Origin of the sequence: Pedobacter sp. D749, from assembly GCF_019317285.1 — a bacterium.
Lineage (GTDB): Bacteria > Bacteroidota > Bacteroidia > Sphingobacteriales > Sphingobacteriaceae > Pedobacter.
In genome coordinates, this window is sequence record NZ_CP079218.1 from 4,600,922 (window position 1) to 4,613,919 (window position 12,998).

Genomic DNA, 12,998 nt, shown 5'->3' on the forward strand with positions numbered 1-12,998 from the left:
TAGTGTCTCACCAACCGAAATATCCAACAACAAATATGTGAGACACCAGCTGAAATATCCACATACATCTTCGTAAGACATCACCTGAAATATAATAAATCAGAAATTTTTAATTTAACATCAATCAGAAAATCGAACAATTTGCAAACCATTTCATAATATAAAATCACCATCAGCTTAACACTACAATAACACCTTTGCGGTCAGATAACAAATCAAAAAACTGATCATGATTAAAAATTTACTAATTGCAGTGATGCTGTTTTTATGCTATTCCAGTAATTCGGCTATGGCACAAACCACACAAGCATCAATCTCGGGCATTGTAACGGATGAACAAAAGAAACCCATTCCAGGCGTTTCCATCCAGATCCGGAACAACTCAACAGGTTTTACCACTAAAACTTCTACTAATGCACAAGGTGAGTACACTTTTAAAGAACTTCCTTTGGGCGGACCTTACACGGTTAAAGCCATCTACATCGGTTACGCCGAACAAAACAGAATAGGCTACATGTTAAACCAGGGTGATGCAGTAAAGGTTGCCATTAATATGCAGGAAACTGCTCAAAACCTCGGTGGTGTAGAGATTAACGGATCTTCGTTAAGAAATAAAGTGCAACAGTTTGGTGCATCTACCGAGATTTCATCTAAAACGATGAACTTATTACCGGTAAACGGCCGTAATTTCTCGAGCTTAACAGATTTATCTCCACTATCGGGAGCAAGTGGTATTGCGGGCCAGCTGGGCTCCTCTACCAACTTTACTATTGATGGTATGACGGCAAAAAACCCTACTTCAGCAGGAAGTACAACAAGCCGTAGCGGTGCGCCATATTCCATCTCTATCGAAAGTGTTCGGGAGTTTAAAGTAGTTACCAACCAATATGATGTAAGTTTAGGCCGTGCCGGTGGCGGTACAATTAGCGCTGTAACCAAATCAGGTACGAACCAGGTTACAGGTAGTGCATTCGCTTATAACAGAGCTGATTTTTTAGCGAGCCAATACGACATCAGGGGGAACAAAAGAGTGAACGATTTCTCTACATACCAGTATGGATTTAGCTTAGGCGGACCAATCATAAAAGATAAATTACATTACTTTGCCGTTTGGGATCATCAAAGAGATTCTCGTCCTTTAGTTATTGCCGATATCAATTCATCAGAAGATGAGGCCCGTTTCAACGTTACTAATACAACATTAAAAGACTTTTTAACTGTTGCCAGAAATAAATATGGCGTGGCCAATACACCTCAATATGGTTCATTCGACAAAAAAAGAGGAACCGATGCTGGTTTCTTGCGTTTAGACTGGCAAATTGATGACAAGAACTTATTAACTGTTCGGGATAATTATACCAATGATAGAAATCCACTTGGACTTGCAGATAATACTGCAATCAACTTTTACGAAAGTTACGGAAACGATAAAAATGTTGACAACAGTTTGTTAGCAACACTTCGTTCTACAGTGAGCAGCAAGGTTACCAACGAGTTAAAAGTACAGCATTTATATACTTTCCAGGCCAGTACACAGAACGATGAGTTGTCTTACGCCATACCAAGAGCAGTTGTAAATAATGTTCCTTCTACTTTATCAAACGGTAGTAATGTAACTACTGCCATCCAGATCGGCGGTCACCGTTTCGGCCAGGAAGGTTTTACCAATAACGTTTTTCAGTTGGTTGATAATATTTATTATAATACTGATAAAATTAAATACACCTTTGGTATAGATATTATGTACACCCATGCAAAATCATTGTATGGCAGTGAAGTAAACGGAAGGTTTGAATTTACTAACTCAGGTACAAAAGAAGCTGGAAACGTACAAACTTCAGTACAAAATTTTAATAATTTAATTCCTAACCGTTACTACAGGGAAGTACCATTGGTAGCTGACCCTACTGTAACCGGTAACTTATTGAACTCAGCCATTTATGGCCAAATGCAAACCAAATTGGGTAAAGGTTTAGATTTTACGGGAGGTTTACGTTTAGATTATAGCAAATACCCAACATCGCCACTTAACCAACAGTTATATGATGCGATTGGTGTAAGAACTGATAATGAATTAAAACAGTTTTTAATTCAGCCACGTATCCAGTTGGACTGGGATATTAACGAAAAACATACTGATTACGTTCGTTTAGGAGCAGGTATTTTCGGATCAGATGTGAACAACTACGTAACCATTAACAACCTTACTTTTGATGGAAAACATTTTGGAACGGTTGATATAACTAATGGTATCCCAACACCAGATTTTGCAGGCTATAGAAACGGTACTGCTACAGCACCTGCATTACCGGGCGCACAAGTGGCAACTATAAACACTTATGCTGATGATGCAAAATTACCAGTGGTTTATAAAGCCAACTTATCGTACAACAAATTAATCAACGATAAAATACGTATCGGCATTACCGGTTACGCAACATTAGCCCGCAATAACTACATGTATGTAGACAGAAACATGGCGGCCAATCCATACTTTACTTTAGCAAACGAGGGAAATAGAGGGGTATTTGTGCCTTCAATTCCATCAAACGGAGTAGCAGATTGGAAAGCAGGCCGTTTAACAACTAACACCTTTGGTAGAGTGCTAGAATTAAACAGTAAGGGTAAAGTAAACCAGTTTGCCATTGTTGTTGATGGTACCTGGAAATACTTTAAAGATGGAGAAATTACGGCAAGTTATACCTGGAATGATGCAAAGGACAATACTTCTTACAATGGTAACGTAGCCAATTCTGCAACTTTATCTTTGCCAGTAGTTGATGATCCAAGGAATTTAAGCAAAATGACTTATTCTAATGGTCAGTTCCGTAATAAGGTAATTATTTATGGTACATTACCATCATTCCATGGCATTAAAGCGGGTGTGCGTTATTCAGCTATTGGCGGTACAAGATATAGCTTACTTTCGGGAAGTAATACCAACGGCGATTTCGTATCTACAAACGATCTGGCTTTCATTTTCGACAGAAATAACCCAAGTACACCTGCAAATGTTCGCAATGGCTTACAGGCATTATTGGATAATCCACTTGCAAGCCAAAGTTTAAAAGATTATATCCTAAAATACGAAGGTACATTTGCAGAACGTAATGGTGGTATTAACGGTTTTTACGGTACGATTGATTTAAGATTGGCTTACGTGTTTAAATTCGGACCAGGTAAAAAACAAAGTGTTGAAATTTCTGGCGACTTGTTTAACGTGGCCAACTTATTTAAGAAAACCTGGGGTACTTCAGAAACCTTAGCTACACAGGCTATTTACGGTTTAGGAATTCCTGCAGTAAAAGACGCTGCAGGCAAAGAAATAACTCCGGCAGTAGCCAATTACGATACAACTAAGCGTCAGTTCAATTACCGGATCAACAATAGCGGTTTAGTGATACCATCGGGTAATCCTTGGCAGGCACAAATCGGTTTACGTTACGGATTTTAAACAAATGTTAGCTAAGTATCTTAGCTTAAAGTCATAAAAAAAGGGAATGGATTTTTATCCGTTCCCTTTTTTTATGTTTGTATTTAAAAACAACAAAACTTTAATGGGATTATTATTAGACTACCTGAAAAACCACAAGTGGATTGTGGTTCTGGCGTTATTGCTTGCAGGTTTCAATATTGGCTTTTCTTTAATGGACCCTTACTTCACCGGAAGGATTCTGGATTTATACATCAACAAAAGAGCATCTTTTAGTGATAAAAGCACCTATATCTGGGGCGCTTTAGGTTTCATTGGCCTTGCCATCGGTGCAGCAATGGTATCGCGTATTGCGAAGAACTTTCAGGATTACTTTACCAGCGTAATCGTTCAAAAAGTTGGGGCAAAAATGTATGCAGATGGTTTACAGCATTCTTTAAAATTACCCTACCAGGTTTTCGAAGATCAACGCAGTGGCGAAACACTTGGTATTTTACAAAAGGTACGTTTAGACTCCGAAAAGTTTATCACCTCGTTTATCAGTGTGCTTTTTGTAAGTTTAATTGGGATGGTTTTCGTAATCGTGTATTCGGTTTCGATCAGCTACAAAGTAACATTGGTTTATTTCGCTGCAATCCCGATCATCAGTTTTGTAAGCTGGTTTTTAAGCCGCAAAATCAAAACCATTCAACGTTCTATTGTTGGTGAAACTACGGCTTTGGCAGGTTCAACAACCGAATCGCTAAGAAACATCGAACTGGTTAAAAGTTTAGGCCTGGCCGATCAGGAGATAGAAAGATTAAACAAAACCACTTACAAAATTTTAGGTTTAGAACTTAAAAAAGTGAAGTATGTGCGTAGTATGAGTTTTGTTCAGGGTACTACGGTAAACCTGGTTAGAAGTTCTATGATTGTTGTATTGTTATTGTTAATATTCGACAATACCATTTCTCCGGGACAGTATTTCTCTTTCTTATTCTATTCATTCTTTCTTTTTGGTCCTTTGCAGGAATTAGGGAATGTAATACTCGCCTGGCGTGAGGCTGAAGTTTCGTTAGGTAACTTTAAAAAGATCTTAAGTACACCAGTTGATAAAAAACCTGAAAATCCAACTTCTATAGCAAAAATTAAGGATTTAACCTTTAGCAATGTGGGGTTCAAACACCTAACAGCTAATAGAAATGCTTTAGAGAATATTTCGTTTAAAACCCATCACGGGCAAACCATTGCATTTGTTGGTCCATCGGGTTCTGGAAAAAGCACACTGGTAAAACTATTGGTGGGTTTATATCCGGCAAAAGATGGTGAGATTTTATATAATGGTATTCCAAGTAACGATATCGATCTTGATGCCTTACGCGAAAAAATCGGTTTCGTAACACAGGATACACAGCTGTTTTCGGGAACGATAAGAGAAAACCTGTTATTTGTAAACCCTACAGCTACAGATGAGGAATGTTATAAAGTATTAAATCAGGCTGCTTGTCAAACTTTATTGGCCAGGGCTGATAAAGGTCTGGATTCGCTGATCGGTGAAGGTGGCGTGAAGGTTTCGGGAGGAGAAAAGCAACGTTTATCAATCGCCAGAGCGCTGCTCCGTCAGCCAGATATTTTGGTTTTTGATGAGGCAACTTCTTCGCTGGATTCGATTACGGAAGAAGAGATTACCAAAACCATTCGTTCGGTTTCAGATTTAACCGATCACATTACGATTTTGATTGCGCACCGTTTATCAACGATAAAACATGCCGATAAAATTTATGTTTTAGAGAAAGGCCACATTATTGAGCAGGGAAAACATGAAGAACTAATTGCACAAAATGGCTTATATCAGGCCATGTGGCGCCAACAAATTGGCGAAAGGATTGTTGAAGCTTAAGGAACAATATTCTTAATCATGTTACTGGCACAAGTAGAGAGCAATCACATCGCAATTATCATTGTTATAGCAGCTATATTATGGCTGGCCTTAATATTAACCGCATTGTACCATATATCAAGAAACAGCAGCATGGGTTTTACGGTAAAAGTACTCTGGTTTATCATTATTCTTTTCGCCCCATTTCTGGGTTCGATTATTTACCTCATGTGGGGCAAGAATAAGAAGTTTTAATTTTTGCCATGGTCCGTGCCTTCAAGGGCCATTTTTTGCTTTTCACCATAAAGACACAATAAATAGTTAATTTATTATTGATTCCAGAGTTGTCAACTTTCTAACAAACTGCTTATTAAAGTTGACAACTCTACACGGTTTTTTGGAAAGCAATTCCAGTAGTTCTTCGGTTTGGTTCTGTCCCGCTGTTCCTCCTGCCGATAGCTATTAATAAAAGAGTAATGATACGCTATCGGCATCCGTGCCATCGGGTTTAGGTAGCCAGGGTAAATGTATAACTGACGTTTTTTTAACTGCTATATGTTTTGCATGAGGGATAGCAGTGGAAATCCTTTTTTGATTTTTCTTCAAAAAAGATTGCAACGGATAGCCCGACCCTTGCGCAGCTTGGGGCATGCCCAAATTATTTGAAAAAAAATAGAACTTATCAGTAATTAAACATGAATTTCAGAGTTGTCAACTTTCTAGCAAAAGGCTATTAAAGTTGACAACTCTTTTAGTAACTAAACAGCCTTGGTGGTTTGCTCATTAATATCCTGCAAACTTAGCCTGGTTAACGACTTCGTTTTTAACCAGGTAATAAATGCGATCCCTATGGTCATACTTCCACCAAAAACGACCGCTGGAACAGTTCGCATTAATTTAGCGGTCAAACCAGATTCAAAAGCACCAATTTCATTTGACGAACCTATAAACATGCTATTTACAGCTGATACTCTTCCTCGCATCTCATCAGGCGTAAGCAATTGCATGATGGTTTGGCGTATGATCACACTCACGCTGTCGAATGACCCTTCCAGAAACAAGAAAAACAGCGTTAAATAGAAACTCTTAGATAGCCCGTAGCAAATAATACTTAAACCAAATCCGGTAACAGCAATAAGCAGGTTTCTCCAGGGCTTGCCCATTGGCGAAAAACGGGTCATTGCCAACATGGTAATCACAGAGCCTGTTGAGGCCGCAGCACGCATAAAGCCTAATCCCTCGGCTCCTACTTTTAAAATATCATTAGCGAAAACAGGCAGCAGAGCTACAGCACCGCCGAAAAATACCGAAAATAGATCCAGGCTCATCGCCCAAACCATCATTTTGGTTTTAAACACAAATTGTATCCCTTCTGTTAAGCTTTGCCCAATACTCATTTTAGGAAGGAATTTAGGCGGGTGCACTTTTAGAAAAAAGATACAGATTAATGAAATGAATATAAATGAAATAATCACGATATAGGTTATGGTAATCCCCAAAAAACCATAGATTAAACCTCCTGCTGCAGGACCTAATATTGATGCCAATTGCCAGCTGGAACTACTCCAGGTACTTGCATTTGGATATATCTCTTTAGGAACAATAGAAGCCTGCAAAGAGAAGTTTGCTGGACCGAAAAAACCTCTTGCCAGACCAATACAAAAAACCATACCATATAAAATTTTAACAATCCAATCATTAGATAGATAGGGCTTCATGTAAATGCTCGTTACGATCAGCATAGTTACCGAGCATAAAAATACAGTCGAGAATATTTTAAGCAATAGTGCTCTTTTTTCACTTTTATCTGCAATATATCCACCATAGAGTGCAATTGCTATTGCTGGAATGGCTTCGCAAAGTCCAATTAATCCTAGTGCAAGAGGATCCTTAGTTAAATGATAAATGTAGATACCAAGTACAATAGCTTGCATTTGATAAGCAAAAGTAAAAAAGAATCTCAGCCCGATGTAAGAACGAAATTCTTTATACCGCAAGGCAGCGAATGGATCTTGTTTAACGATTATGGGGTTGGAATTTGACACTGAGAAGAGTTTATCTGCAAAATTAAGCTTTGAAAATTAAATACTGGAATGGACAAAGACTTAAGATTGCTTGTTTTTCTATTGAAAAGTAAAAATATCAAATCATAAATCTTAAATGTTATTCCACAAAAAACCCGATGAATAGCCTTACACTATCCATCGGGTTAAATTTTAAATGATACGTTTAGTATCCCGGGTTTTGTTCGAGTGCGTTATTTTTGTTTACTTCATCGCGGCTAAATGGCCTGAAATAAAGTTTATCGTTCCAACTCCTATTTTCCTGTGCATTTTCTACAACTGGGGTGTAGGTATAATCGTAAACGGTATTATCGTAATGGTAAGGTGCCGACATAGTTTTGCCAAGTTTAAATTTACCAGTAACCTTAATATAAGTGGTTTTTCTGCCCAATGTTTCACCTGCAATTAACCACCTGCGGGTATCATGATAACGTTGTTCTTCGTAAGCCATTTCAATACGGCGTTCGTGACGGTAAACCTCTCTAAGTCCATCCTGATCTGTAGCGGTTACAGCTGGCATACCTGCTCTGAAACGGATTTTGTTTAACCAGGTAGTAGCATTACTTAATTCTCCAAGTTCTATACTCGCTTCGATATAATTAAAAACCGCTTCAGTATACCTAAAGAATGGCCACGGTACATTCTGCGACATCGAAGCATCAACAATAGCTGGATCCGGGTCGATAAATTTATGGTAATAATATCCTGTCCAGCTACCATTCCAGTTTTCGATTGAGCTTGCACGCGTATCTAAACCTTTAAAGTCAATTCTGCCAGAGTTATCCATTAAATCATAAATACCGGTCTGGATCTGGTTAGCCGGATCAACATCACCCGAAGCTTTATCACGCGGTTTCCAACCTGCACCATCGTATAAAATGGTTGCATAAAAACGAGGGTCTCTATCCTGATAAGGATTAGCTTTTTGTGTGGTATTTGTCCAGCTAAATTTGCTACCATCTTTCATCTCATAATCATCAACCAGCAAGCCGATAGGTGTATTTCCTGCCCAGTTATGGTAACCATTCGGGCCATTTTGCTGTGCATGTTTAATATTGTTCTGGATGATAAAATAACGGGCAAAAATGAGTTCTGATGCTGCAGTAGCATCTATTCCCGGTGCCTTACTTGCTCCACCCATGGCAATGCTTTTATAATTTAGCTGGCCATCTGTTACCGTAGCGGGCGCAGAAAGATTTAATTTATAACCTGTACCCAGATCCATCACGGCTTTAGCAGCTGTTTGTGCCAAACGGTAACGGTCTGCCTGGCTGCCACTGGCATAACTTAAAAAATCTAATTTTTGGGCAGCAATGCCTGTAATTTTCGAAGTAAGTTTTGCCCTGTCATGCAGGTCGCTTGCAGCATAAATTAATACCCTTGATTTTAAGGCCAATGCAGCAGTTGCAGTAGTACGCCCCTTATCTAACGTTTTACCTGTTAACAACCTGCTGGCTTCATCGCAGTCTTTAACAATAAAATTTACACACTCTTCGTACGTATTCCTTTTTACGTTATAGTTATCATCTAACACATAAACTTTTGTAATAAGGGGTACAGCGCCATAGAAACGCAATAACTGCTGATAGTAGTAAGCCCTTAAAAAATACGCCTCGCCCAATAACTGATCTTTTAACGATTGGCTGCTCAAACCATTATCGCCACTGGTTATTTTTTCGATCGTAATATTACAGGCCCTGATGCGATTGTACATTTGTTTATATGCCCAGGTATCGTCTACCCAACCTAATGTAGAAGGATTAATTGTAGCATTATTAACCAGATCTATACCACGGGTTGGGTGGGTAAACAGGGCTTCATCTGAAACAGAAGCCAACATTTGTTCAGAGAAACCTCCAACACCCAATCCGTTATAGATATCATTAACGAATGCCTGTGCAGTTGCAGGATCTTTCCATACTGATTCTGCAGGCACCTGGCCAGGGGATTCTACATTTAAAAAATCTTTTTTACAGGATGCTGCAAAAATGGTAGTGAAAATTAATATATAGAGCTTTATATTTTTATTTATTGCTTTCATATTCTTGATTGTAACGGTTAAACTTGATTACACTTTAAAAAGCGGCTTTAATACCAAAATTGATTACCCTGGCCTGTGGATAATATTGGCCACTCGAATTTGGTGATTCGGGATCCCATATCTTGATTTTATCCAGCGTAGCCAGGTTTAATCCGTTCGCATAAACCCTTACACTATTTAGTCCTACTTTTTCTACCAGTGTATTTGGCAAGGTATAGCCTAACTCTACGTTTTTAAGCCTGAGGTAATTATTGCTCCGCAACCAATAAGTATTGTTTAATGCATTATTGCTATCGGTATAATAGGTAGCACCACGGTTTGATAAACGTGGATTTACCGAACTTGGATTATCAATGCTCCACCGGTTTAGATATGACCACTCCAGGAAATTACCAATATCGCCAGATTCGGTTATACCCACAATCTGCATCCCACCGGTTGCGCCCTGCACGAGTACCGACAAATCGAACCCTTTATATTGCAGGTTTAAATTGAAACCTCCGGTAAAAGTTGGTGTGCCGTTTTTATCCAGGCGGATTTTATCATCGGCATTGATTTTACCATCACCATTAATATCCTTAAACTTCATATCACCAGGACGTAAGGTGCTGGTTAGCGCACTATAATTTAATGTATTGGCATTAATTTCTGCCTGATCTTTAAAAACACCATCATAATCGTATACTAACCAGGAGTTGGTTATACGACCAGTTGAGTACTGCCATTCAGGAGCACCAGGGGTTTCATCCCAAAAAATGATTTTATTTTTCGCATAACCTCCGTTTACACTCACTCCAAAGTTTAAATCACCAACCTGGTCATTGTAGCTCAATTTAAATTCAAAACCTTTGTTGTTTACCTTTCCCAGATTTACAGGTGGTAAACGATCGGTAATACCCGAGCTTTCAGGCACTGAACTACCCCTGCTAATTAGAATGTTTGTACGTTTATTATAGAAATAATCTAATTCAAGTGATAATTTATTATTTAGAAAGGATGCATCTAAACCTACGTTGGTATTATTGGCTACTTCCCATCCAAAGTTGAAATTAGGTACTTTGCCTTCTGTTAAAGTTTTAGTAACAAGATCGTTAAACGTATAGGTTCCAAAATTCATTAAACTGAGGTATTGGTATTCTTGCAGCGCATCTCCGAAATATGCCTCAGCACCCATTTGGCCATACGATGCTCTCAGTTTTAAATTGTTTACGAACTTAACATTTTCCTTGAAAAAAGGCTCTTCTGATAAGCGCCAGCCAACTGATACCCCTGGAAAGAAACCGAAACGCCTATCGGTTGGGAAGATGTAAGAACCATCTACACGCCACAAAAATTCGGCAAGGTATTTTTCCTTATAGTTATATCCTACCCTTCCAAAATAACTTAAACGTGCCCTCTTGAATAAGTTGTTTGGATCGCCGGGATTATTACCTAATGATTGCTCGCGTTCATCACCAGCCAATAATTCCTGAACAGATTGTGAAATAAAATATCTTCTGAAAGCTGTAAAACCATCATTGTCAACTTTTTCGCGGGTTACCCCAGCCATCAAACCAATATTATGATCACCAATTTTTTTATCATAATTAACCATTCCGGTCAGGTTGATGGCCAATTGCCCACCAGCAGTTTCCCTTAACCTCGGATCGGTATATTGCGACCTTATGGTACCCGTTAATACTGGCGTTACACCATCGGCCTGAAAAGTTTTTTTATCCCAATCGTAAAGTGTCCAGGGTAATTGCCAGTTTTTCTGTCTGCCAGAATATTTATCTATTGCAGCTATACCTGTTACCTTTAATCCTTCCACGCCAGGAATTTTAATTTCTACTTTACCGGTAGTTTGAAAGTAATCTCTAACATCTTTATTAGTTCCCGTTAAATCTGTAGTAGATACTACCGGGTTATAACCATATTCAATATCTTTTCCGGGCTTGCCATCTGGCCATATTGCAATTTCATTTGGACGTCCCCTCATTAAAAACCTGAAGATATCACTAGCTCCAACTGTTGGAAAATTACGGTCTTCCTCTCTGGCCGATACCCCTAACGTTGTGGTAATATATTTACTCAACTTTGCTTCGAGATTAAACCGCATATCGTACTGTTTGTAGCCTGTGGCAGAATTTTTATAATATCCATCCTGATCCAGATAGCCCAGAGAAACCAGGTATTTTACATTTTCACTACCCCCGTTAATCTGAACATTATGCCTTTGCTGAGGCGACCAGTTCTGAAAAGTCGTTTTAAACCAATCGGTATTAGGGTATCTTAGCGGATCTGAACCATCGCCAAACTTCCTGATCTCATCAGCTTTATAAGCGGCATTAATAGTTTTTCCGGTTGTAGAAGTATAAGAACCGGTAGATTTAAAACTGTTCCATGCAGCCGACCATTCATTTGGATTAATATCCGAACCAAAGATATTCAGCTCATTCAGAATTTCGGCATATTGTACGGAATTAGCCATTTTCGGTATGCGTGTAGGCTGTTGCAAGCCATAACTAAAGTCGTATGAAAACTGTGGCTTTCCTGATTTACCCAATTTAGTGGTAATTAAGATTACCCCGTTAGCCGCTTGCGAACCGTAAATAGCAGCAGATGCATCCTTTAATACCGATACACTTTCAATATCGTTTGGATTTAACCTTTCGATACCACCTGCACGGTTAGGGATACCATCAATTACAATTAGCGCATTATTGTTTCCAAGCGAGTTTGTCCCACGGATTCTGATGGTAGAACCGTCGTAACCAGGCTCTCCACTCCCCTGTAAAGCCGTTACACCCGGTAAGCGCCCGGCTAGTGAATTGGTTAAGTTTACCGATGAGGATTTAGCGAGTTCAGTACCTTTAACCGAAGCAACCGCACCAGATACAACCGCCTTTTTTTGGGTTCCATATCCTACTACTACTACTTCAGATAAGTTTTGGTTATTCTCTGATAACCTTACATTAATGTTGGTTTGGCTCTTTACCTGAACCTCCTGATCTACGTAACCTACGTAGGTAAATACCAGCGTTGCATCCTCAGGCACCTTAATGCTAAAATTTCCGGAGCCGTCGGTTACTGTAGTTGCTGTGCCTCCCTTCAACTTCACGCTTACGCCTGGAATTGGGCCCTTAGCATCTGTAACCTTCCCCTTCACAATAATATCCTGGAGGGGTATTTTGTAAAAATCAAAGGGTTCCTTTTCATGCAATGATGTTTCAGCAGACATGCTGGCAAGTGGAGAAAAGACCAGACAACCACCGCAAACAAGAAACATGCTACTTCTGGCAAAAGTCCTCAATAGATTTTTTTTCATAGTTTTTAATTTATTTTGGTTAGATATTGATTGTAATACAATTTAATATTCATGAGTAATCACGAACTGTCAGTATTTGCATTATTATAACTTGATTTATTGAGTTAATTACCTACATCAATCCCTGAGAGAACTGTTGCCCTCTGATAGATAGTCAATAAATCGCGTAAACCTTATGAATCCCCTTATCTGACACACAACTAATTATGATAAAATAAAACTACTGAAAGGTACGCCTGACATAGACTTGTCAACTAAACAGTTCATAATTGGTTACACGCAATATAGGAATATTA

6 protein-coding genes are annotated in these 12,998 nt (G+C 38.9%); 3 read left to right on the forward strand and 3 right to left on the reverse strand.

Annotated elements, in window-relative coordinates; genetic code table 11:
* Nucleotides 1–229 precede the first annotated feature (229 nt).
* From KYH19_RS18745 to KYH19_RS18755, 3 genes are all read left to right on the forward strand, one after another.
* Nucleotides 230–3,454 carry a TonB-dependent receptor gene (locus tag KYH19_RS18745; RefSeq protein WP_219076197.1) on the forward strand — a complete coding sequence of 1,075 codons (3,225 nt, stop codon included), beginning with the start codon at nt 230–232 and terminating at the stop codon, nt 3,452–3,454.
* A 103-nt stretch (nt 3,455–3,557) separates the two neighbouring features.
* Complete coding sequence (locus KYH19_RS18750; RefSeq protein WP_132399365.1) at nt 3,558–5,312, forward strand: ABC transporter ATP-binding protein; 1,755 nt, start codon at nt 3,558–3,560, stop codon at nt 5,310–5,312.
* An 18-nt stretch (nt 5,313–5,330) separates the two neighbouring features.
* A complete protein-coding gene (locus tag KYH19_RS18755) occupies nt 5,331–5,546 on the forward strand; it encodes a PLDc N-terminal domain-containing protein (RefSeq protein ID WP_193422945.1) in 216 nt (71 codons plus the stop codon).
* 503 nt (nt 5,547–6,049) lie between these two features.
* On the opposite strand, the gene KYH19_RS18760 is transcribed toward KYH19_RS18755, so the two are convergent.
* From KYH19_RS18760 to KYH19_RS18770, 3 genes are all read right to left on the reverse strand, one after another.
* Nucleotides 6,050–7,336 carry an MFS transporter gene (locus KYH19_RS18760; protein WP_219076198.1) on the reverse strand — a complete coding sequence of 429 codons (1,287 nt, stop codon included), beginning with the start codon at nt 7,334–7,336 and terminating at the stop codon, nt 6,050–6,052.
* Between the two features lie 184 nt (nt 7,337–7,520).
* Nucleotides 7,521–9,395, reverse strand: coding sequence for a RagB/SusD family nutrient uptake outer membrane protein (locus KYH19_RS18765; RefSeq protein ID WP_219076199.1), 1,875 nt, complete (start codon nt 9,393–9,395; stop codon nt 7,521–7,523).
* Nucleotides 9,396–9,429: 34 nt separating this feature from the next.
* Nucleotides 9,430–12,702, reverse strand: coding sequence for a TonB-dependent receptor (locus KYH19_RS18770; protein WP_219076200.1), 3,273 nt, complete (start codon nt 12,700–12,702; stop codon nt 9,430–9,432).
* Between the last annotated feature and the right edge of the window lie 296 nt (nt 12,703–12,998).

Excerpts from the sequence above, each read along its gene's own strand:
- KYH19_RS18755 (WP_193422945.1), top strand. The coding sequence starts at position 5,331 with ATGTTACTGGCACAAGTAGAGAGCAATCACATCGCAATTATCATTGTT.
- KYH19_RS18750 (WP_132399365.1), top strand. The coding sequence starts at position 3,558 with ATGGGATTATTATTAGACTACCTGAAAAACCACAAGTGGATTGTGGTT.
- KYH19_RS18745 (WP_219076197.1), top strand. The coding sequence starts at position 230 with ATGATTAAAAATTTACTAATTGCAGTGATGCTGTTTTTATGCTATTCC.
- KYH19_RS18765 (WP_219076199.1), bottom strand. The coding sequence starts at position 9,395 with ATGAAAGCAATAAATAAAAATATAAAGCTCTATATATTAATTTTCACT.
- KYH19_RS18770 (WP_219076200.1), bottom strand. The coding sequence starts at position 12,702 with ATGAAAAAAAATCTATTGAGGACTTTTGCCAGAAGTAGCATGTTTCTT.